At 39.7% G+C, this 22,916-nt stretch carries 23 protein-coding genes and 1 other annotated feature; of the genes, 13 read left to right on the plus strand and 10 right to left on the minus strand.

Going from position 1 to position 22,916, the window contains the following annotated elements; genetic code table 11:
• Position 1 precedes the first annotated feature (1 nt).
• Both MHB40_RS11960 and MHB40_RS11965 read left to right on the plus strand, forming a co-directional pair.
• A complete protein-coding gene (locus MHB40_RS11960) occupies positions 2-733 on the plus strand; it encodes an amino acid ABC transporter ATP-binding protein (protein WP_205443450.1) in 732 nt (243 codons plus the stop codon).
• Positions 734-997: 264 nt separating this feature from the next.
• The gene (locus MHB40_RS11965; RefSeq protein WP_016994029.1) at positions 998-1,195 is read left to right on the plus strand and encodes a DUF6501 family protein; all 198 of its coding nucleotides are present in this window, start codon (positions 998-1,000) and stop codon (positions 1,193-1,195) included.
• A gap of 48 nt (positions 1,196-1,243) precedes the next feature.
• Here MHB40_RS11965 and MHB40_RS11970 read toward each other — a convergent pair whose 3' ends face one another.
• Positions 1,244-2,311 (minus strand): toxic anion resistance protein, encoded by a 1,068-nt coding sequence (locus MHB40_RS11970; RefSeq protein WP_205443451.1) that lies wholly within the window; start codon positions 2,309-2,311, stop codon positions 1,244-1,246.
• Positions 2,308-2,958, minus strand: a complete 651-nt coding sequence (locus tag MHB40_RS11975) for a 5-bromo-4-chloroindolyl phosphate hydrolysis family protein (RefSeq protein WP_004230101.1) — start codon at positions 2,956-2,958, stop codon at positions 2,308-2,310. Before MHB40_RS11975 ends, MHB40_RS11970 begins: the two co-directional genes overlap by 4 nt.
• Before the next feature lie 425 nt (positions 2,959-3,383).
• Here MHB40_RS11975 and MHB40_RS11980 point away from each other — a divergent pair, with 425 nt between their 5' ends.
• Entirely contained in the window at positions 3,384-3,593 is a 210-nt protein-coding gene (locus tag MHB40_RS11980; protein WP_205443453.1) for a hypothetical protein, read from the plus strand.
• A 72-nt stretch (positions 3,594-3,665) separates the two neighbouring features.
• Here the strand turns inward: MHB40_RS11980 and MHB40_RS11985 are convergent, their stop codons facing one another.
• Both MHB40_RS11985 and MHB40_RS11990 read right to left on the minus strand, forming a co-directional pair.
• Complete coding sequence (locus tag MHB40_RS11985; RefSeq protein ID WP_342534691.1) at positions 3,666-3,947, minus strand: acylphosphatase; 282 nt, start codon at positions 3,945-3,947, stop codon at positions 3,666-3,668.
• Positions 3,948-3,992: 45 nt separating this feature from the next.
• On the minus strand, positions 3,993-5,720 hold the full coding sequence (locus MHB40_RS11990) for a globin-coupled sensor protein (RefSeq protein ID WP_205443456.1): 1,728 nt from the start codon (positions 5,718-5,720) through the stop codon (positions 3,993-3,995).
• 87 nt (positions 5,721-5,807) lie between these two features.
• On the opposite strand from MHB40_RS11990, the gene MHB40_RS11995 reads away from it, so the two are divergent.
• From MHB40_RS11995 to MHB40_RS12005, 3 genes are all read left to right on the plus strand, one after another.
• Positions 5,808-6,128 (plus strand): DUF1033 family protein, encoded by a 321-nt coding sequence (locus MHB40_RS11995; RefSeq protein ID WP_233732723.1) that lies wholly within the window; start codon positions 5,808-5,810, stop codon positions 6,126-6,128.
• A 223-nt stretch (positions 6,129-6,351) separates the two neighbouring features.
• Entirely contained in the window at positions 6,352-6,552 is a 201-nt protein-coding gene (locus MHB40_RS12000) for a cold-shock protein (RefSeq protein ID WP_004230088.1), read from the plus strand.
• A gap of 602 nt (positions 6,553-7,154) precedes the next feature.
• Positions 7,155-7,646 carry a DUF1232 domain-containing protein gene (locus MHB40_RS12005; RefSeq protein ID WP_342534692.1) on the plus strand — a complete coding sequence of 164 codons (492 nt, stop codon included), beginning with the start codon at positions 7,155-7,157 and terminating at the stop codon, positions 7,644-7,646.
• Positions 7,647-7,700: 54 nt separating this feature from the next.
• Here the strand turns inward: MHB40_RS12005 and MHB40_RS12010 are convergent, their stop codons facing one another.
• Together MHB40_RS12010 and MHB40_RS12015 are read right to left on the minus strand one after the other, a co-directional pair.
• Positions 7,701-8,513, minus strand: a complete 813-nt coding sequence (locus MHB40_RS12010; RefSeq protein WP_205443460.1) for a serine protease — start codon at positions 8,511-8,513, stop codon at positions 7,701-7,703.
• A 58-nt stretch (positions 8,514-8,571) separates the two neighbouring features.
• Positions 8,572-9,210 (minus strand): hypothetical protein, encoded by a 639-nt coding sequence (locus MHB40_RS12015; protein WP_053994829.1) that lies wholly within the window; start codon positions 9,208-9,210, stop codon positions 8,572-8,574.
• 170 nt (positions 9,211-9,380) lie between these two features.
• Here MHB40_RS12015 and MHB40_RS12020 point away from each other — a divergent pair, with 170 nt between their 5' ends.
• The 4 genes from MHB40_RS12020 (at position 9,381) to MHB40_RS12035 (ending at position 12,690) form a co-directional block, all read left to right on the plus strand.
• A complete protein-coding gene (locus MHB40_RS12020) occupies positions 9,381-9,851 on the plus strand; it encodes a DinB family protein (protein WP_342534693.1) in 471 nt (156 codons plus the stop codon).
• A gap of 80 nt (positions 9,852-9,931) precedes the next feature.
• Positions 9,932-10,489 carry a TetR/AcrR family transcriptional regulator gene (locus MHB40_RS12025; protein WP_053994831.1) on the plus strand — a complete coding sequence of 186 codons (558 nt, stop codon included), beginning with the start codon at positions 9,932-9,934 and terminating at the stop codon, positions 10,487-10,489.
• 28 nt (positions 10,490-10,517) lie between these two features.
• Complete coding sequence (fabF, locus tag MHB40_RS12030; protein WP_342534694.1) at positions 10,518-11,753, plus strand: beta-ketoacyl-ACP synthase II; 1,236 nt, start codon at positions 10,518-10,520, stop codon at positions 11,751-11,753.
• A 190-nt stretch (positions 11,754-11,943) separates the two neighbouring features.
• Positions 11,944-12,690, plus strand: a complete 747-nt coding sequence (locus MHB40_RS12035) for an amidohydrolase family protein (protein ID WP_342534770.1) — start codon at positions 11,944-11,946, stop codon at positions 12,688-12,690.
• 58 nt (positions 12,691-12,748) lie between these two features.
• Here MHB40_RS12035 and MHB40_RS12040 read toward each other — a convergent pair whose 3' ends face one another.
• Together MHB40_RS12040 and MHB40_RS12045 are read right to left on the minus strand one after the other, a co-directional pair.
• Positions 12,749-13,468, minus strand: coding sequence for a metallophosphoesterase family protein (locus tag MHB40_RS12040; RefSeq protein ID WP_342534695.1), 720 nt, complete (start codon positions 13,466-13,468; stop codon positions 12,749-12,751).
• A gap of 146 nt (positions 13,469-13,614) precedes the next feature.
• Positions 13,615-15,219: an ATP-binding cassette domain-containing protein gene (locus MHB40_RS12045; RefSeq protein ID WP_205443472.1), complete on the minus strand. Its 1,605-nt coding sequence runs from the start codon at positions 15,217-15,219 to the stop codon at positions 13,615-13,617.
• Positions 15,220-15,815: 596 nt separating this feature from the next.
• On the opposite strand from MHB40_RS12045, the gene MHB40_RS12050 reads away from it, so the two are divergent.
• On the plus strand, positions 15,816-17,702 hold the full coding sequence (locus tag MHB40_RS12050) for an FAD-dependent oxidoreductase (protein ID WP_342534696.1): 1,887 nt from the start codon (positions 15,816-15,818) through the stop codon (positions 17,700-17,702).
• Positions 17,703-17,720: 18 nt separating this feature from the next.
• On the opposite strand, the gene MHB40_RS12055 is transcribed toward MHB40_RS12050, so the two are convergent.
• Both MHB40_RS12055 and MHB40_RS12060 read right to left on the minus strand, forming a co-directional pair.
• Entirely contained in the window at positions 17,721-18,908 is a 1,188-nt protein-coding gene (locus MHB40_RS12055; protein WP_342534771.1) for an MFS transporter, read from the minus strand.
• A gap of 124 nt (positions 18,909-19,032) precedes the next feature.
• Positions 19,033-19,332, minus strand: a complete 300-nt coding sequence (locus MHB40_RS12060; protein ID WP_131520404.1) for a metalloregulator ArsR/SmtB family transcription factor — start codon at positions 19,330-19,332, stop codon at positions 19,033-19,035.
• A gap of 113 nt (positions 19,333-19,445) precedes the next feature.
• Positions 19,446-19,665: a binding site (T-box leader), on the plus strand.
• A gap of 44 nt (positions 19,666-19,709) precedes the next feature.
• Between MHB40_RS12060 and argS the strand changes: the two genes are divergently transcribed.
• A complete protein-coding gene (gene argS / locus MHB40_RS12065; protein ID WP_342534697.1) occupies positions 19,710-21,383 on the plus strand; it encodes an arginine--tRNA ligase in 1,674 nt (557 codons plus the stop codon).
• Positions 21,384-21,513: 130 nt separating this feature from the next.
• Positions 21,514-22,707 (plus strand): MFS transporter, encoded by a 1,194-nt coding sequence (locus tag MHB40_RS12070; RefSeq protein ID WP_342534698.1) that lies wholly within the window; start codon positions 21,514-21,516, stop codon positions 22,705-22,707.
• The last annotated feature ends 209 nt before the right edge of the window (positions 22,708-22,916 follow it).

Raw genomic sequence — 22,916 nt, forward strand, 5'->3', positions numbered from 1 at the left:
AATGGCAGTCATTAAAATCGAACATTTAAGTAAATCATTTGGACGTAACCAAGTGTTAAAAGATGTGAATTTCCAAGTGGAAAAAGGGGAGGTAGTTTGTTTAATTGGCTCCTCTGGCTCTGGTAAATCCACACTGCTTCGTTGCATTAATTTATTAGAAACACCAAGTGGCGGTCAAATTATTTATAAAGGGGAAGACATCTTAGATGAAAAGCACAATATTCAAGAATATCGTACACATCTAGGCATGGTGTTCCAGCAGTTCAATTTATTTAACAACCACAACGTCATAAGTAATTGCACAGTGGGCCAAGTCAAAGTGTTAAAACGTTCGAAAAAAGAAGCAGAAGAAACGGCGCTTAAATATTTGAAAATCGTTGGCATGGATCAATATGTGAATGCCAAGCCGCGTCAGCTTTCAGGCGGACAAAAGCAGCGTGTGGCCATCGCTCGCGCCTTATCGATGAATCCAGATGTAATGCTATTTGATGAGCCAACATCCGCATTAGACCCAGAAATGGTAGGTGAGGTATTAAAGGTCATGCGTCAGCTAGCAGATGAGGGCAATACGATGCTCATCGTGACACATGAGATGGAATTTGCCAAAGAAGTGGCAGATCGTGTTGTCTTTATGGATAAAGGCGTAATTGTCGAAGAAGGACCTCCAGCACAAGTGTTAGTTAATCCATTACATGAACGTACGAAGGAATTTTTAAAGCGTACTTTAAAATAAGCACAAAAAAGGTGAGTCCAACCAGTTGGACTCACTTATTTTCTAGAATTCCATTCTGCATAAAGCACAAAGCAGATTGCGAATGCTACAGCAATGATAAAAAACCATTGCGGAACACCACCAAAACTCATCATAACACCTCAAATTTTCATTTTTTTTGGATAGAATAGGTATAGTATTTCTTTTTTCTCCACAAAAGACCAAAAATATTATAGAATAAGCAATAGACATTAGCTTTTGCTAGTAAAGAGAGGTAGAGAGAATATGTTACATTTAAAATGGAAAGATGCGCCAACATTACGAACAGTTACTTGCAAACATACAAATGCATCAAAATACTTAGTATCCAACGTATTAACAGTAGGGAAAGAATATGAAGTGAAAAATGAAACAGAAGAGTTCATTTTTATCATCGACAATACAGGTAATGTCGGTGGCTACTATAAAGATTATTTTGAATAAAAACAAACAGGGTGGTTCAGAACTTTTACTGAGCCACCCATTTTTTTGTTAATCTCGCCGATAGCTGCTAGCACCCGCCACATCCTGTAGCTGTTGTTTCTCTTGTTCAGTTGCCGTATGCAGGGCAAATACATCTTTAATCGCTGTTTGCAGCTCTTGCTGTGTTTCTTTAAATTTCGAAACTTGCTGTTCAAACGAGGGACTAGAGAAGCGATCATGGGCCTGTGATAATCGTTCCTCTAAACGTGCATAATGATGATCCATATGCATGGACAGCATCATCGCCAGTTGGTTTTTCCAGAGTGGAATCAAGGTAACGATAGAAAACTCGATTTTTTCTGCTAACGTTTGATTGGCCTGCTGAATCATACGGATTTGAGGAGCTGTTTGCAGGGCGACTTGCTGTGATACTTGTAAATCGTAAATACGTTGATCCAGTCTTTCAATTTGAGCGGCGAAGTCATTTAATTGCTGGATCGCAAGTGGCTGCTTGGTTGCTTGGACACTTGTTATTTGTGCAGGTAGCTCTACCTCAATGGCTTGCTGCTTCTTCATTTGTCCTGCGGCAATGGCTGTTGCCAATTCCTCAAAAAAACCTCGATTATGGGCATATAGCGCCTCTAAGTTTTCAACATCCTTTATCAGCTGAAGCTGTGCACGTTCCAGCTGAACACCAATACGTTCCACCTGTATACTAATACGTTCAAATTCTGTTAGCGTTTGCTTTACAGTAGGCTCGGTTTTGCCAAAGATTTTTTTGAAAAAGGTTTGCTTCTTCGGTTCCAAAGCGGTCGGGTCTACTCGATCTAACGTCTGCATTAAAGAATCGAGCATTTGACCAATTTTTGTGACGTCCTTTTGCTTTACTTGAGCAAGCATGCGGTCGGCAAATTGAGACAGAGCTCGCTGTGAATCTTGCCCAAGGGACAGCAATGATTCAAAATCAGTCAACTTGATTTGACTGGCATACAGTAATGCACGACTTTGCGCAAGAGGCGATAGCGTTTCATAAGTCGCCATCGCCTCGTTTTGTGGAGTTGTTTCTAAATAGGATTGGACTAGTGGAGAAAGCCCTGGTATGGTATTTAGTTGAAATGCGTGTTCGTTTGCTGTCATTTATCATCGCCTCGCCAGTCCAATTGTTCTCTACGTCTAAGATTGGAACGATTTGCGAATTCAATCTCCATTTGCAGATGATCGATATCATTAGCAAGCGCATCCTTTAAATCAATTTGAATCGTATCATTCAAATCAGTCAGGGTTTCACGTGTTTTGGATAAGGTCAATTGAATTTCCTTATCCTTCACTGGCTGCTTGGAAAGCATCGTATATTTATCCGTTAATTCCACAGCAGAAGGTAGGTGTGCATAGAAAAATGGTTCCACATTATAAAATTTACGTGGGTCTGTCTTGACGATTTTGACGATATTTTTTGAGATACGCGTCATTTCAAGTAGTTGTTTAAAAGCAGAAACAGAACGTACACGTAAATAGTTTTGACTCAATGTTTGAATATGCTTATTAGCTGTTAATACTTGTGTTTCAATGTGTTTGAATTCTTCTTTTGTGATGCCTGCTATTTGCATGACTTTCTTTTTTTGTCTATGTTTCAGCAACGCTGTACTCGTCGCATAGGAACCCGCAAACAGTAAACCACCAAGGAAGAATCCAGGATTTGCCGCAATTGCTGCGATAGAAACAGTCGTGAGCGAAATAAGAAAGCTGGCACTATGTCTAGAGAAAAACTGTCCGACACTAAGCATTGTTTCATCCTCCTTGCTTTTCAATATGTCTATCTTCTTATACGAAATAATCGACATAAAGTTTCATTGAAAATTAATCCCTTACATAAATTTTACTGCTATTTGTGAACTTTCTCAATGATAATACATAGAATAAGTGAGTTGTTTCGATGAATTAGTCGATTTTGTCCTCTTAAGGAGTCATTTAGATCGCTTTTTTTCAATTCAAGAGCGGTTTCTGCCTCAGAGAGAGCGGTATTACTCAAATTGAGAGCGGTATTGATCCTCGAGAGAGCGGTTAAGTGAGATCCATGAGCGGCTTCGGCATCGAGATGAGCGGTTTATTATCTAAGAAGAGCGCCTTCATCCAAAAGAATAAAGTAGTGAAGGCCTTGTATGAAACTTTTTCCAAGTAAATTCGTAACTGATACAAAGGGGGATAGATCATGTCGAAAATTTTTCTGGTGTCTATTACTAAAAACATTGATGATCAAGTAAGTGAGCAAAAAGTGAAAGAAAAAGTCTTTGAGAAAAAATCAAAGTTAAAAGCGTATTTAAACAAAGAAGGGTATATGAAGGAATCTAAAAATCAATATGTGAAAATCACGGACGAATCGATATTTGTTGCTGCGATTCAGAAAATAAAAATCAAATAATAATCATGAGGTCATGTTCCTACGAGCATGACTTTTTAAATGTGTTTTTAAAGACATTTAAAAAGCCAGACATTAAACAATGTCTGACTCCATACGTATATAGCCTTTTAAATCGTCGGATAGTTCTAATGAAAATGAATTGGAATCGGCTTGGGGGCTAACGCCTTTTTGGACAAAAAGGAGGAATTCATTGAGTGCCTTTTCTGAGCCCTCCACTTCCACTTCAATTTGCTCTGCGTCATTCAACCGACAGTATCCTTTTAACCCTAATTCAATCGCTTTTTGCTTGATGAAGAAACGATAGCCTGTGCCATAGACATCACCAAAAAATTTTATACTTGCTCGTTTGTTCAAGGGAATACCTCCTACTTAATGAGGGAGAGGGATGAACCTCTCCTTTTATTGCATGACACGTTCTTTTTCTAAATAGGCAATTAAGTTATTAATGTAATAAAGCACATGCTTAGATGCCTCATCGACCTCTTTTAGATGCACATCGGCTTGCTCGATATGACCCGCTTTATGGGCTTCAGCGGCAAGCTTCGCTGATTCATGGACACGTAAGTGATAGCCATCTAACTCATGATAGTCCTGTAAATGACCAAAACGTTCGACTGTACGAGGTGCTGTGTACCATTTGCCAAGTCGACAGTCTCGATGCGAAGAAACATCGCTTGGATCAACGTTTTCTAGGCCAAGGAACATGTTATAAATGCGCCATTTCCATAAAATATGATCCGCCTTCGATAATTGTAATAGGGCAATGGATGAAAGCTGAACATTATTGTTAGCAATGAGATCATTACGGAAACGGTTAATTTCTTTCCCTAATAAATGAATATCGCTAGATGTATTATGACTATAATCACGAATATCTTCTTGTAAGCTTGAAATTTCGATCATTCTTGCTGAGACTTCATCAATTGCGGCTGCTTGCTCCTGGGAAATGGCTGCCGTATTTGTCACATCTAAATTAATACCTTCAATCGCCTGAACAATGGCATTTAATAATGGTAACGAATCTTTTGCTTCAACGGTTGCTTCTTTAATAATGGCTGTAGTATCAGTAATCGAGTTAGATACATCATTGGAATAACTCTTTAAATGATGGACATTCGCAGATACTTCACTTAGCGCAGATACCGTGTTTTCAGCAAGCTTTCTTACTTCCTGTGCAACAACCGCAAAGCCTTTCCCATGTTCACCAGCACGCGCAGCTTCAATGGAGGCATTCAGTGCGAGGAGGTTGGTTTGATCGGCGATTTGATTGATTAATGTGACAACCTGCTCAATATCATTTACCCGTTTTTGCAATTCTGAAAATGATTCTACAATGGAAGTAAATGTTTCTTCAGTTTTAAAGATTTCCGATAAGGCATGCTCAATTGCGTTTTTCCCTTTCGTTGCATGGTCAACAGATTCGGTTGTTTTCTCAGATATGTGAGAAGACATGCGCGCAACCTCATTGATAGAAGCAGCGATCTGTTCTGTAGCAGCTGTAGAGGATTGGATTTCTTCATTTTGCTTATCTAGGCTAAAAACTAAATCCTTCATGTACATAATTTTGGCATTGACATCCATTAAAGAGGATACTTCTCCTACCACATTTTCAATAATACGCTCCGTCAACACCTCCACCAATAACTCTTGATCGACATTGACAGCGGATTGGAATGATTTCATATATTGAAATGCTTTATTCGGCTTGATACCAAAATTGTATAAAATATATGTAGTAATGTAGAAGGCAAATTGGTTGAATACAACAATTAATTTACCAGGCTCGTATTGATGCTTGCGAAATAGATTGAAAAATTTGACAGTTTCGTCTACATAATGATCATCACGTGTTCCTAAGAAAAACTGTGTTAAATATTGATTAATATTTTCTTCACTAATGGTTAATTGAGAGGTAGGGGATATCTCGCTTAAATAATGATGAAAAATGGCATTCATGGAAGGGGTAATATCTTTGAGCTTTTGATAGAGTGCCTTTAAGTGCTCTTCATCCTGTGAAGAGAAATGGTTGAATGCCAGAGTTTTGTGAAATCGGCCTGTTGCATGTAAATCTGTACCACGTTTTAGTAGCTCTTCTAGCTCTGCTTTAGGTCGAATGCTTGAAAACATAAAAATACCTCCAAAAAGTATGTATAATAAGGTAATAATAGCATAATTCAGGTGGTTTTAATAGACATTTCAGTTGTGTTTGCTAAAATGAAACTATCTTATGACAGCAAGGAATGGGCAAATATGTATACAATTATTTACATGAAAGCGGACTATGAGCCTTGGTGGAAATTTGAAGGCTGGGAAGCTTATATTCAAACAGAAGATACATTTGATACGAAGGAGCTCTTTGAACGTGCATTACAGCAAAAATTAGCACATTTCCGCTCCTCTTATGATAATGAGGCGACGAAGGAAGAGCAGTATTGGGCCTTTTGGTCTGAGGATGAAAGCTTTTATTGTGAGGCTTGCGATGATGATGCACAAGTATATCATGGAATAATTGCGTGTAAAATAGAGGAGAAGTAAAATAATTTTGAAATAAAGTAAAAAAACATTTTTTCTTTATTTGACAAAATTATGAATGGCAGTTATACTTAAGTTAACAATTTAATTGCTTCACCGGTAACATGAATTCACATATTACAAAAAGTGATCGCGTTAGTTCGGTACTCTTTGTAATATGTGAATTTTTTTCATTCGCTGAAGAAATTACATATTGTTCACTTTTATTTTTTGGAGGTTTTCTTAAATGAAACAAGGTACAGTAAAATGGTTTAACTCAGAAAAAGGTTTTGGATTCATCGAAGTTGAAGGTGAAAACGACGTATTCGTACACTTCTCAGCTATCCAAGGCGAAGGTTTCAAAACTCTTGACGAAGGTCAAAAAGTGGAATTCGAAGTTGTAGATGGCAACCGCGGACCACAAGCTGCTAACGTAACTAAACTTTAATTCTCAGTAATTAAAACTACTTTCGTTAAACCCAAGGCATCCTATGCAAATAGGATGTCTTTTTTGTATCATTTAAAAGTTTAAGGATTACAAATCCTATTTTAGGTTAAATATATAGTAGTGGCGGATAGCAGCGATAAAGTAGCGGTTAGAACTGCAAGAATGAGGGATCGCTGTAAAAGTAGCGGATAAGCTTGCAAAAGTGAAGGATAGCGCTACAAAAGAAGCGGTTAGAACTGTAAGAATGAGGGATCGCTGTAGAAGTAGCGGATAGCCTTGCGAAAGTGAGGGATAGCTTTACAAAAGAAGCGGTTAGAACTACGAAAGTGAAGGATAGCGCTATAAAAGTAGTGGTTAGAAATGTAGGAATGAGGGATAGCTGTAAAAGTAGCGGATAGCCTTGCGAAAGTGAGGGATAGCGCTATAAAAGTAGTGGTTAGAACTGTAAGAATGAGGGATAGCTGTAAAAGAAGCGGATAGCCTTGCGAAAGTGAAGGATAGCGCTATAAAAGTAGTGGTTAGAACTGCAAGAATGAGGGATAGCTGTAATAGAAGCGAGTAGTCCCGCTAAAATACTGAATAGTTAGCATAGAAGGAGGCAGATGAATTTGAAGAATGAAGAAAAATTGCCTGATGAACAGGAGCAGCAAGATTTTTATCAGAAACTACGTACAAAATTAGTAGCGTTTCTTGGATCGAAAAAGGGCAAAAGTAATAAATTTACACCGTATTTAATGTTTGTGCCTGATTTATTTCATTTATTAATTAAAACCGTAACGGATGCGGGTGTGGATAAGAAGAGTCGTGCGTTAATTGGGGCATCCATTGCGTATTTTGTGTTGCCGATGGATCTAATGCCAGAAGGACTGCTGGGCTTTGGTGGCTATTTAGATGATGTGGTGCTAGCAACTTTTGTGGTAAATACGATCATCAATAAATTGGGGCCAGATGTAGTAGAAAAGCATTGGACAGGAGATGACAAGCTTTTGCATATGCTGCAAAAGGTGGCTGAAGTGAGTGATGAGGTTGTCAGTAAAATTCCTGTGAAATCGCCAATTGCTCAGTTTGTGAAGCAAGAGAGTAAAGATAAATAATAATATTATGTAAACCCATAATGCCCTAAAAAAATAAACCTGTGATAAGCAGGTTCATTTTTTTAATAAATTCCGGAGCTGTTGTACAGGTACAAACAGGCCGACACGTCCAATGGGCTCATATTTCATCGTTGCAAAGATCACCCCAATAACCTCGCCCTTTTGATCGATGACAGGGCTTCCACTATTCCCACGATAAACAGGTGCTTTTAGCATCATCACAGGCTCCTGCCAATCCTCTAATTGAATGGATTCTAGCAATGTCCCCTCATTAGCAATGCCCGTAAAAGCAAGTGGATTTCCAATAAAATAGACATGTTCATTAGCCGAGTAAGGTGGCTCTTCTGCAAGAGGGAGATAGGGGAGCTGCTCGGCTTCCACTTGTACTAAGGCTAAATCTACGGCTGGATAGCTCTCGATTAATGTTGCCTCCATCAACCCCTCATCTGGAAAGACGACAGATAATGTTGTGGCATTTTCTACTACATGGGCATTGGTGACAATTAGACCATCAGGAGAGATGGCAAAACCAGTGCCTTTACTGGAGCCTGTCGAAATTTCAACGACTGCCTTTTTATAGGTTTGTATATCCTCTTGTGCTGAGAGTCTCGTTGAAACCTTGATAAATTCAAGTGCGGGTATGGAATAAATTTGAAAAATCAGGGCGAACGTATTGAAAAACAGCACCATTGCCATGCCCCACACAATCCAGCGTACAAGAGGCTTTTGTTTTTTTTGCTTTTTTCCATGAATGCGTTCTTCTCGCTCCTGTGCCAATGCTTTTTGCTGTTCCTCGAGTACAAGCTCAATAAATTCTTCTTCCGTTAAGTCTTCTTGCTTTGGTGTTGCATTATGTATTTCACTCATCTATGGCCCCCCTTTGCTAAAAAACAGACGCCCAAGCAGGACGCCTGTTTTCATTCAATTATTCTATTTTTTGCAAGGTTGATGTCACAACAAATGGCTCATCTTGCTCTGTTTCCATCGTATCCTCTGTGCGGATTAGGCCAATATCTTTTGCAAAATATTTGATTGTCGTCATTTGATCTTTAGAGCGGCTTAGCTGGATGACATCTTGATAGACCGTTGTGCCTGTATCGACAGTGGCGGTCGTTGATTCAATGGTCCAACCTTGAAAGCTCATCCCGACTTGTAATGGCTTTTGAAGTATGGTTTCCAGTACAGGGTAAGAAGCTGCCGCTGCTGCACTTGGCATGCTTGGATTGCTGTCAACGGGTTCTCGATAGACAAGATCAATGCTTGCATCGGTTATACGATAGATTTTTAATAGTGTCACACCACCATTATCCTCTATTTGTGCGATATGCTGTGTATCGAGATAGGTTGTTTTTAGTGTGAAGCTGGCAAACTCATTTCCTTCCCCTTGAAAAGAGGCGACGGATCCATCAGGTGGAAAATAGGATAGAAGTGACGTTTGATCTTGTTCATCTGATTGCTTGTCCTCCACAGGTGGTGTTGGCGATGGCACAGGCTCTTCTTTGACTTCTTCACGACAGCCAGCAAGTAGAAATGCAAGAGAAAGTACGAGAACATGGTATCTCATAAGCACACTCCTTCGCTATTTTCTTTCATTATACGTGAATGGAGGGCGTTATACGAATGAAATGAGGTTTTTATCTAATAATAATATTATGTAAACTGCATACTAGAAACTTGTAACAGAATGGAAAATTAACTATGATAGAAATGAAGTTAAAAATGGGGGGCAAAGATATGTATAGACAAGTAGATGATTTTTTACAAGAATGGTCAAATGCATCGAAGGGAACACTGCAAGTATTACAGGCTTTAACAGATGACAAGCTAGCGCAAAGTATTGTAGAGGGTCATAGTACACTTGGCTGGTTAGGTTGGCATTTAGTTGGGGCGGCTGGTTATTTTAGCTATCTAGCAGGGTTAAAAGTACCAATGATTCGTCAAGAAGATCCTGTACCAACGACTGCAGCTGAGATCGTGACAGCCTATGAAAGCGTTGCAAATGGTATTAAAGAGGGAGTGGCTAAGCTTTCGAATGACGATTTACTAGAGGTAGTAAATGGCTTTACGGCGCCCATGCCAAAAGGGGCTTTATTACGTGTATTAATCGACCATCAAACACATCATCGTGGACAAATGACGGTCCTGCTACGTCAAGCAGGCTTACCAGTACCTGGTGTGATGGGACCAACAAAGGAAATGCAATAACCATGCAAGCGGCAGATATATCGTTTATCTGCTGCCTTTTTTAAATTGACACTTACCTACTAGTAAGTTAGTATAAAGCCATGACAAATAGAAAAATGCAAATTATAGAATTAACATTGAAGAATATTCAGGAAAAAGGTTTCACATCATTTAGTTATGAGCATTTAGCAAAGGAGCTTGGCGTTACGAAGGCAAGTATTCATTATCATTTTGAGAAGAAGGGAGATTTAGGGATCGCTGTTTGCGAAAGAATTCAACAAGGGTTAGTGGGGGCTTATACACTGATTAAGGAGTCCACTATGCCAGCTGAGGAAAAGCCTTTTGCCTTTATTATGCAGCGAGTAAAATTCCTTGAGCAAGATGGTGTTTGCCCTATCTCAGCTTTACAGGCAGACTATCAAGAATTACCGCAACCGATGCAAGAAAAGCTTCAGCAGCTTAGCCAAATGGAAATCGATGTTTTTGTAGAGCTACTGAAAGATGCTAAACAACAGGGCGCACTCCAAGCCACTAATGATTTGGAGGCACTAGCTGTATTCCTTATTTCAAGTACGAAAGGGGCATTACAATACAAACGCGTTTTAGGAGAAGCATTCTTTCTCAAAATGCTGGCGCAATTACAGGAATTGTTAAAATAAAAAACGAAAACAAAAAGGAGCGATGTACATGGTACGAAGAGTCGTAGTTACTGGATATGGTGTTGTTTCCCCGTTAGGTAATTCGGTATCAGCCTTATGGGAGAATATAAAAGCAGGACAATCAGGGATTCAAAACATTCAAGGGGAGGCATTTAGCGGCATTAATACGCAAATCGCTGGGACGATCACGGATTTCGATGCAACGCAGTATATGGATAAAAAAGAAATCAGTAAGTATGATTTATTTGTACAATATGCTGTTGCCGCTTCCCAACAAGCCCTGACGCAAGCCAATTTAAATATGGAGCAGGTGGATAAAGAGCGTTTAGGCGTATACATTGGCTCAGGCATCGGGGGCATTGAGACGATTTTAGAAAATCATCAGGCTATGCTCGATAATGGGCCAAGAAAGGTGTCCCCGTTTATGGTACCGATGATGATTAGCAATATGGCTGCTGGGATTCTAGCGATTAAAACGGGCTTTAAAGGGCCAAGCTTTTCACCTGTTTCGGCCTGTGCGACAGGAAACCAGGCCATTGGAGAAGCATTCCTAGCGATTCGACATGGCTATGCGGATGGTATTTTAGCAGGTGGAGCGGAGGCACCCATCAATCCACTTAGCTTTGCAGGATTCTCTCGTATGAAAGCCATGTCCACAAGAAATGATGCGCCAACAAAGGCTAGTCGACCATTCGATAGCGAGCGAGATGGCTTTGTTATGTCTGAAGGGTCTGGCATCGTGTTCCTAGAGGAATATGAACACGCCAAACAAAGGGGTGCTACGATTCTTGGTGAGATTGTTGGCTATGGTGTCACAACCGATGCTCATCACATTACAGCACCTGATTTTACGGGCGCTGCCAATGCCATGAAGCTCGCATTGAAAATGGGCGAAATCAATGAATCAGCTGTCGATTATATCAACGCACACGGCACAAGCACACCGGAGGGAGATAAATCTGAAACGAAGGCTATTAAAAGCGTTTTTGGTGACCATGCCTATCACTTAAAGGTCAGCTCCACAAAATCAATGACAGGGCATCTCTTTGGAGCAGCTGGTGGAATCGAAGCCATTATTACATTGAAAAGTATAATGGATGGCATCATTCCACCAACGATCAATTATGAAAAGCCAGATCCCGAGTGTGATTTAAATTATGTTCCAAATGAGGCGCTTCATCAATCCATTCACTTCGCTTTATCCAATGGATTCGGCTTTGGTGGTCATAATGCTGTGCTAGCCTTTAAAAAGTATGAGGAATAAAGCAGTAGATTGTTGATAAAGGGATGGTATGAAATTGGATGTTCATACCATTTTTTACGTTTGTTCGATCATCTTGCTAAGAGAAGGAGGAGCGTAAATCAATAAGTTTTTCTTATGATAAATAACTAGAAATTCGTACTATTACTTATGTTTATGATATGGTAAATTCAAGGGAAAAGGGGGATGGATGATGAGAATTTTTGATGCCCATTTTCATATTATTGACTTTGATTTTCCGATTATTGAAAATCAAGGATATACACCACCGAGCTATGTAGTAGAGGATTATCAAAAGGATACAGTGAATCTCCACATAGCAGGGGGTGCCATTGTATCAGGGTCTTTTCAAGGATTTGACCAAGCCTATTTATTAAAAGCATTGAAACAGCTGGGTCCCGCATTTTGTGGGGTAACGCAATTACCTTATTCAGTTACGGATGATGAAATTGTTCATTTACATAACAATGGGGTAAGGGCATTACGCTTTAATAGTAAACGAGGTGGCTCAGAGGATTTATCGCAGCTAGATACATTTGCACGAAGGGTTTATGATTTGGTGGGCTGGCATAGTGAGCTCTATATCGATGCGAAGGAATTACCAGAGATAGCCGCCACCATTGAAGCTTTACCAGCCATCTCCATTGATCATTTAGGGTTGTCGGAAGAAGGGCTGCCACATTTATTAAAGGTGGTAGATAGGGGGGTACGTGTCAAGGCGACTGGCTTTGGTCGTGTGGAGCTAGATGTGAAGCATGCGTTACAAGCGATTTATAACGTCAATCCAGATGCGCTCATGTTTGGAACAGATCTGCCGTCCACAAGAGCCAAACGACCTTTTCATGATGGGGATGTGGAATTGATTCAACAGCTATTTGATCAACAGGCTGCTGATAAAATTCTTTATAAGAATGCGCTGCAATGGTATTTCCAGCGTTGAATACCAAAAAAGAATCCATTTTGGCATTAAAATGGATTCTTTTTTGATTGTGACGGTACTAAGCATTTCGATAGTTGGCAAACATAATTTCATTATAATATTGATCTAATTGGGGCATACCCAGCTCTTTTGCGATCATTAGCTCAGCCTCTCGGTCATATGGTACTCTAATGAATTGGATGGCATTGTTTGAATAGGTTCCATCTAGGATCGCATAGGAAGCGGAAGTTAGGTCAAGTGAATTACCGACACTCCCCACATTACAAAGAATTCCTTGTTTATATGTATGTAAAAAAGTTGTATGGATATCGCCATAAAACACAATATCAGGGCGTTTCTTGTAATGGATTGAATTGGTTACTTCATTATTTTCAAACATAGATAAACGCTTTTCAAGTGGATGACTCGGTAAAATACGTTCAAATTCACTTCTTGGAGATGCATGGAAAAATCTAATGAGCTGCCCATTTAACTCAAGGTCAATATGGAAGGGGAGGGATCCGAGGTACTGATAATCTTTTGCTGTTAATCGATCTTTCAACCATTGAAGATAATCATTGTCAGTAGGGGATTGAATAAATACGTCCCAATTGCCTCGAACGACTTGTTCGCAGTTCTGTTGGATAAGCTCTATACATGCAGATCCTTGAGGGCCTTTGCCGATTAGATCACCTAAACAAAAAATTCTGTCAATCTTTCTTAAGCGAATGTCGTTTAACACGGCCTCTAATGCCGTTTTATTGCCATGAATATCTGAAATAATTGCAATTTTCTTCATGAAGCTTCCCCCTCATCAGTGCTATACTTCTTTATTCTATAAAAATCCTTATAATCCTTTAAAAACCAGATAAACGCAAAAAGACATACATATTTAGCAAACAAAAAAACCCTCTACCAACATGGGGTAGAGGATTTTTGTAAAGCTTAGCTTAAGCCTTGGCTATCTTTCCACTCTAAAAATTCATCATATGTTAATTGCTTATCTAAAATCGAGCCGTCTTCACGGATTTCGATGACACGGTTAGCGATTGTTTGAATGAACTGATGGTCATGTGATGTGAAAATCATCGCGCCTTTGAAACGAATTAAGCCTTCGTTCAATGCTTGAATAGATTCAAGGTCAAGGTGGTTCGTTGGTTCATCTAATAAAATAACGTTTGCTGTCGCAAGCATCATTTTGGATAGCATACAACGTACTTTTTCGCCCCCTGATAGAACAGCAGGGGATTTTTTTACTTCTTCACCAGAGAATAACATACGTCCTAGGAAACCACGTAGGAAGCTTTCTGTTTCATCATCTGGAGAATATTGACGTAGCCATTCCACTAATGTTTTCTCAGAACCTTCAAAGTACTTGTCATGATCGTTTTCGAAGTAGCTTTGAGATGTCGTTACACCCCATTTAAATGTGCCAGCATCTGCTTCTTTTTCTTCCATTAAAATATCAAGAAGTGCTGTTTTCGCCATAGGGCTACCAAGTAAAACAATTTTATCTTCTTTGTTCAATGAGAAGCGAATGTCCTTGAATAATGTTTCACCTTCATTACTTGCCGTTAGGCCTTCTACTGTTAGGACATCATTACCGATTTCACGACCGATTTGGAAGTTGATGAATGGATATTTACGGCTTGATGGCTTAATATCATCCAGCTCAATTTTATCCAGCATTTTTTTACGAGATGTTGCTTGCTTCGATTTAGAAGCATTCGCAGAGAAACGTGCGATAAACGCTTGTAATTCTTTAATTTTCTCTTCTTTTTTCGAATTTTGGTCTTGTGCCATTTTTTGCGCTAATTGAGAAGATTCATACCAGAAATCATAGTTCCCTACATATAATTGGATTTTCGAGAAGTCCAAATCCGCAATATGTGTACATACTTTGTTTAAGAAGTGACGGTCATGGGATACAACAATAACTGTATTCTCAAAGTTAATGAGGAACTCTTCCAGCCATTGAATCGCCTTTAAGTCAAGGTGGTTGGTAGGCTCATCGAGTAATAGCACATCAGGCTGACCAAACAGTGCCTGTGCAAGTAATACTTTGACTTTGTCAGAACCTTCAAGATCACCCATTAGCATGTAATGAAGATCATCTGAGATACCTAAACCGTTTAATAGTGTAGCCGCTTCTGATTCAGCTTCCCAACCGTTTAGCTCTGCAAATTCACCTTCTAGCTCTGCAGCACGCATGCCATCCTCATCTGAGAAGTCTTCCTTTGCATAGATAGCATCTTTTTCTGTTTTCACGTCATAGAGGCGTTTATTCCCCATAATGACTGTGTCGAGCACTGTATGCTCATCGTATTCGAAGTGGTTTTGTTTCAGGACGGATAAACGTTCGTCCTTGCCCATCGATACATTCCCTTCCTGTGCTTCAATTTCACCAGAAAGGATTTTTAAAAATGTTGATTTACCAGCACCATTTGCCCCAATTAAACCGTAGCAATTGCCTGGTGTGAATTTTATATTTACGTCTTCAAATAGTTTACGATCGCCATAGCGAAGACCTACATTACTAACTTGAATCATGCAAGTTCCTCCTTTTTTCACAATGGCTCTAGTATAGCATGAAATATGTTCCATAGTCTATAAACATTATTAAATCAAGGTTTGGCGTTCTTTCCACATTTTTTGTTAAACATAAACTGAATAAAGATACAATAAAAAATTAAATTTGGTGTAACTTTCTGCGAGCGTGAGGCGTCTATATTGTAGTGTGATTAACTATTTTTGAAAAAGAATAGAAATTTGACATCATTTACCATGGAGATTTTAGTTGCTTCTTCACAAAGGTATCGTCTAAAATGATTCTGACTGTTTTTTTATGTCAAGTGAATCATCACTGGTGCCCACAAGCCCATCCCCGTTTTGAATGCCAGCTATTCGTTGCTCTTTCATTCATACTAGATTGATGTTGCTAAAGTTAGAATAAAAAACATCACAATCCTCATAAATGATTTCATTCATTTATCTTGATGATAATTTCATAGAGAATACTGTAAGCAAAAGCATTATTCGTTTGCGGTAATGATATGCCTGCATTCAACTAGGACATTCAGCCCTTGAGGCGGGAATGATGATTAAATAAACACATCGATGGAAATTTTAACAATTGGAGGTATATTATGGGTAAGGGCTTATTATGGACAGCCACTTGTGTAATAGTAGTTTTACTTGGGTTTGGTAGCTACTATTTTATTAAAGATATAACAAACTCTATGGCATACAATAAATTAGTGGATGAGTATAAAAAGCCAGAACCAATTGAACATATAGAGGCAGAATATGATGTCATCGTCATCGGTGGTGAACCAGAGGGTGTGGCTGCGGCGGTGGCTGCTGCACGAAATGGTGCGAAAACATTGCTGGTCGAAAAACGACAAGAGTTAGGTGGATTATTTACATATGGTATGCTGAATTTCCTTGACATTCCTCGTGATGGCCATAACAACTCGATTAGTGAGGGGATATTTAAGGAATGGCATGAGCTTGTTAGAGGGAAAGACGCTTTTGGCATTGTAGGTGCTAAGGCTGCTTTTAAAAAGCTGATCGATGAAGAGCCTAACTTAACCTTATCTGTGCAAACCGAGGTCGTGAAAGCGAATGTCAAACAACAACAATTAACGTCTGTGGAATTAAAAAATGAGTACGGTACATATGTTGTAACAGGAAAATCATTCATTGATGCCACACAGGATGCTGATTTTGCTGCCATGTCGGGCGTTCCTTTCTTTGTAGGTGGGGAAGATATTGGCATAAAGGATAAACGCATGGCTGTGACCTTAATGCTGCATTTAAAAAATGTCGATTGGGATGAAGTGAAAAAAGCAGCTAAATCCAATGTATTTGGCGGTGCCAATTTAAATCAGACCGTTATGTGGGGCTTTACAAAGCTGCATGATGAATACAAGCCTTTGCAAGAGGGCACAAGGTTACGAGGGTTGAATTTAGCACGTGTAGATGATGAATATTTCATTAATGCCCTACAGATTTTTGGTATTGATGGCTTGAACGAACCTTCAAAACAAGCGGCCATTGTCGCAGGGAAGAAGGAAACGCTACATATTCTAAAATATTTACAAGCAAACTTCCCTGGGTTTGAAAAGGCTGAAATTGTTAGCTATCCAGAAGAACTCTATGTACGAGAAACGAGACATATTTGGGCAGAGTATCAATTACCAATGGCTGACCTTTGGAAAAATAGTGATCAGTGGGATAGCATTGGGATTGCCTCTTATCCAGTCGATGTGCAAGCACAAACGCCTCATGATTACGGCTATGTGATTGCTGCACCAAAGCAATATGCCATTCCTTTCCGTTCGTTAGTACCAAAGGACATTGATGGCTTACTGGTAGTTGGACGCTCTGCAGGTTATTCATCACTCGCTGCTGGTAGTGCCCGCATTGTTCCTACAGGGATGGTGACAGGGGAAGCGGCTGGGACTGCGGCTGCTCTTGCACAGAAGCATGATGTAACCTTTAGAGACATGAGCAAGGATAAAAAATTAATCGCTACGTTACGAGAGCAATTGACTAAACAAGGTGCCTATGTCGACTCATTTTCTGTAGACTATCCATATCAAGAGGAATGGTATGATGAAGCCATTCAAACGCTCATTAATTATGGCCTTGTAGTGGGTGGCTATGATAATGACTTAAAAGTAGACAGTAAGGCGACAAAAATAAAGTTTGCTAAAATGTTAAAAGAGAGTATGCTACGTGCTGGTGGAGAAAGTGCATCAGGCATGAAGGATCAGCTCGAAATTGTCATCAATAAAGTTTATAATCAAGGCGATGAAGCTATTGAACGAGATGAGCTAGCTCAGTATTTGGCTGATGTCCTCATCGGTGAATCCAATGCGACTAGCTGGGATACATTAGTTGAAAAAGGAATGGTCACGGAGCAGGTAGCCAAAAAAATCTCTGACAATAAGGAACTAAAATTAAAAGAGATGTATGCCATTATGGCTGATGTTATTCATTATGTAGAAAAGAAACACTCCTCTTCTTGAGGAATGTTTCTTTTTTTTCTATTGTCTATCCTTTTGATCCAATTGATAGCTTATATATGTTAGCACGGAAGCTATGAGTGCTAACATTCCACCAGCCCATGATAGTTTGTCTAGACTCCCCGTGGCAACAACAATCCCTCCAATTGCGGCCCCTAATGCAATGCCCACATTAACAGCTACAGGGGTTAATGAGGATGCAAAGTCTTTGGCAGACGGGGAATACCTTTCTGCTAGATCCATAAAGTATAGTTGAACAGTTGCATTCACAGCATAAAGCATGACAGCCATTAACATAATACTCATCAAACCCAGCCACGTGTAGGACATCGTGAAATAGAGGGTAAATAAGATAATGGCCTGAAAGATGAATGTATAGCGCAATTTACTAAGACCGTTATGTTGAGCGATCTTGCCAGCTAAAAGATTACTAAAGATCGAAAAAAAACCATAGATTAACAGAACAATACTGATATATTTCGTATCAATCCCAAGTTTGTTTTCTAAAATTGGCGTAATAAAAGTATAGATTGTGTATGTTCCAGCAATCGTAAAAACAGGAATGAAGAATGCTAGAATGATTTTAGGTTGCTTAAATAAACTTAATTGGTCTGATAGCGAACCTTTTGTTCCTTTACTATTCCGAGGTAGCACAAAGAGGCTGATGACAAAGGCAATCCCTCCTAATAGAGCCGTTAACCAGAATGTCATATGCCAATTACTCCATTGACCCACCATCGTTCCTAGCGGTACACCCATAACGTTGGCAATGGTAAAACCAGCAAATAGTAAGGCGATGATAGAGGATCTTTTTTCCTTTGGCATACAATCATTTGCTAAAGACATAGATAATGCTGTTAGCACACCGCTGACAACAGCCGTAACAACTCTAGAAGCCATTAAAATACCATATGAGCTAGCTAAGGCACTTACTATATTTCCAAGTATAAAGATAGCAATGAACAGTAACATGAGTGGATATTTTGCAAATCTACTAACAAAACCGGTTAAGATAGGTGTACCAATGGCATAGGCAATCGCAAATCCAGAAACCAAGGAACCAGCAGTGGCAATGGTAATGCCTAAATCTGTTGAAACCTCTGTTAATAATCCTACAATGACAAATTCACTTGTTCCCATGACAAAAGTTAATAATGTTAAGGTAAAGGCTAAAATTTTATGTTTATGACTAAGTGTATTTTCTTTCATCAAATAATGACTCTCCTTTTATATTTATATATCGAGAATAATCGATATATTATGCGAAACCTAATCAGTATAGCGTATCTATTTATCGTGAATAATCGATATGATAACTAAAACAGAAACCCAATTAATCATTTTGGGTATCTGAGACAAGAAACGAAGCAATTTGATGAATCGTTTCTTCTTTTAATTTATAATATGTCCATTGACCATGACGAAAAGATTCGAGAAGTCCAGCTTTTTGCATCATATTTAAGTAGTGAGAAACGGTTGATTGAGAAGTTTTAGCTTTCTCTTGAATATCACCAACACATACGCCTCCTTCGATACTCACTTTTGGGAAATGTTTCTCAGGTTCCTTCAGCCACTGTAAGATGTTTAGCCTCGTCTCGTTTGATAACGCTTTGAAAATTTCAATTGGTTCCATATGACGATAATATATCGAATTATCTCGATATGTCAATTGCTAAGTACCGTCATTTTACAGTAAAAATGGTTGACGCCAATAAGGAAGTCCGGTAATATATGTAAAAATCATAGAAAAATTCGATGAAAAAGAGAGTAATTGATGGGATGACTGGCAAGCGAGTTAGGGATGGTGTGAGCCTAATGCAGGGACCATGAATGAAGCGCACTTTGGAGAAGATTCTCGAACAAGTAGTAGAGAATAGCGGGGCGTCACCTCGTTAACAATGGAAAGTGGTCATGTCACATGGCAACTAGAGTGGTACCACGGGATTATCATGCTCTCGTCTCTAATTTTAGAGGCGAGGGCTTTTTTATTTGGACAGGAGGAGAATTAAGATGAATAAACAAATCGCGGACAGTATAGCAGTCGCATTAAATCAACAAATAACAGGAGAGGAAATATTGTCATTATTAGAAAAACCAAAAAGCTTGGAGCTAGGGGACGTGGCCTTTCCATGCTTTACTCTAGCAAAAGTGTGGAAAAAATCTCCACAAAGTATCGCTGCAGATATAGCAAGTCAATTAAACCATGATAGTATCCAGCGTGTGCAAGCTGTTGGAGGCTATGTCAATATTTTTCTAGCTCAAGAAAAGGTGACGCAACAGGTGTTAAGCAAGATTCTGCGCGACAAGCAACAATATGGCACTATGCCAACAAAGATGGAAGCAGTCGTCTTGGATTTTTCATCTCCAAATATAGCGAAGCCATTCTCGATGGGACATTTACGTTCAACGGTCATCGGCAATGCCTTAGCAAATATTGTAGAGAAAAATGGCTATCAAGCCATTCGTATCAATCATTTAGGGGATTGGGGTACACAGTTTGGTAAGCTGATTGTTGCTTATCAGCTATGGGGAAACAAACAGGCCATTTCAGCGTCACCGATTGAGGAGCTATTAAAGATTTATGTGAAATTTCATGAAGAGGCAGAGCAAGATCCAACACTGAATGAGCAGGCTCGTGCCGCCTTTAAAGCATTGGAGGACGGTGATGCAGAGGCACTGGCATTGTGGCAATGGTTCCGAGATGTGTCATTAGTAGAGTTTCAAACAATATATGAGCTGTTAGGAATTGATTTTGATGCCTTTACAGGTGAAGCCTTTTACAATGACAAAATGACACCGGTTGTGACAGAGCTAACAGACAAAGGGCTCCTTGTGGAATCAGACGGAGCGTATGTTGTAGAGATGGGGGAGATGCCTCCATGTTTAATAACGAAAACGGATGGGGCCACACTTTATGCAACGCGTGATTTAGCAGCCGCCCTGTATCGTCAACAGCACTACCAGCCCAAAAAGATGTTCTATGTCGTTGGCAATGAGCAGTCCCTCCATTTTAAACAGCTTTTTCAGGTCATCGAAAAAATGGGCTATCCTTGGGCAACGAATCTACAGCATGTCCCATTTGGCATGATGCTGAAGGATGGCAAAAAAATGTCGACTCGTAAAGGCAAAGTGGTGTTATTAGCAGATGTGCTAGCAGAGGCCATTGCGACGGCGAAGCGTAATATTGAGGAGAAAAACCCTCATCTTCCAAATAAAGAGCGAGTAGCACAGCAAGTGGGCGTTGGAGCAGTAATTTTTAATGATTTAAAATACCATCGCCTAAACGATATTGAATTTTCAATCGAACAAATGATGAATTTTGAAGGGGAAACAGGACCATATGTGCAGTATACGTATGCGCGTATTTGCTCCATTTTAGACAAAGCAAATGCACCTTCTCAAGACATGATATTCACACCATTAGGTGAGCAGGCTTGGCCGATTATCTTATTACTGGAGCAGTTTCCAAAAGCGGTATCTATGGCTTTTGAGCAGGCTGATCCGTCCCAAATAGCGAAATATGCCTTACTACTGGCACGTTTATTGAATAAATATTATGCACAGCACAAAATATTAGCAGATGATGAACAACAAGCATCACGTCTCGCACTTTGTCATAGTGTGGCCATTGTCTTAAAAGAGTCTTTAGCCTTATTGGGTATTGAATCCCCTGAAAATATGTAATAAACATTAGCCATTTAAAAGCAAATGATCCAATCATTGACCATCCATCGAAAACATGGTAAAAGGATAGAGGAATCGATGCAAGTTTTTCATAAATGAATGTTGCGTAATAGTAGAGAGGATCGAATAAATGGCTAAAAAACAATGGACCGTTTCACTCACCCTAGTGGTCATTAGTATATTTTTTGTAGCACTCAACATGAGACCAGCCGTCACGGGAATAGGACCGCTTTTTAATGTGCTGATGACATCGTTACATGTCTCGACTACAAGCATCAGTTTTCTTACATCCATCCCCGTTTTTTGTATGGGCTTGTTTGCACCTTTGGCTGTCCCGCTACAGCGAAAAATGGGCACGAAATCAGCTATCACCCTTTTAGTGACCCTCCTTGTTGTCGCCAATGGGCTACGCTTTTTCCAAGCAAGCTATTTCTTGCTCATCGTGACAAGCTTCGCAGCAGGCTTAGCGATTGCGATGATTGGTCCTATTTTAAATGCTTATATTAAGAAAAAGTTTCCCGAACGCTTCACGACAGTTGTCGGTATTTATTCATTCGGTATTGGCGTAGGGGCTACTTTAAGCGCGGCCTTAACCGTGACTTTTTATCAGGGGTTCGGTAATAGCTGGACAGTCGCCCTCGGCATGTGGTCAATACTCGCCGTAGTCGCGCTCGTTATCTGGCTATGGGCGATTCCATCCGGGCACAACGAGCAGCTGCAACAAGTAACTGCGACAGAACATGCCCGTAATCCGTGGACATCTAGACGTGCTTGGGTGATCCTCTTGTACTTTGGTTTACAAACGTCGCTCTTTTTCTCGATCATGTCATGGCTCACACCGCTACTACAGGATAAAGGCCTGTCATTAGAGGCAGCAAGTGCCATGCTGACCATAATGTCCGTTGTACAAATGATAGGGAATATGGCGGTGCCAATTCTCATGGAAAAATGGCCAAGTCGAATGGCCTGGCTGCTAGTGTTAAGCTTTGTTGGCGTGATTGGATTTATGCTACTGTGGCTCACATCGGGTATTTACCTATGGCTGGCTATTTTATTAATTGGCTTTATGTTAAGTGGACTATTTCCAATCGGTCTATTGTTGCCTCTTGATGAAGCCAAAAATGATCAGGAGGCCACGAGCTGGTCATCCATGGTGCTAGCAGGTGGCTTTATGGTAAGTGCGATTATCCCCATCCTAATAGGCGTTTGCTATGATTTAACAGGTAATCATACATGGACGTATCTGATCTTTGTCCTATTAATGCTTGGCATTTTGGCAACGACTGGACTGCTAAGAAAAAAACATCGTAAGAGACATGTGTGACGTTGCACATGTCTTTTTTGGTGAAAATTATTTTGAGGGTATGATATCCTTCCATTCTCACAGCAAATTTCGTCTTCCCTCAATATTAATAGGTAGAAAGAAATGAATTGAGCATAGTAGCTGCATTTTTCTAATATTGATAATTTCATAATAATATTATGTAAACTTGAAACATCCTCACGCCTTGATTATGATAGAGAAGAGAGAAT

It is taken from the genome of Lysinibacillus sp. FSL K6-0057 (assembly GCF_038630885.1).
Taxonomy (GTDB): Bacteria; Bacillota; Bacilli; order Bacillales_A; family Planococcaceae; genus Lysinibacillus; species Lysinibacillus fusiformis_F.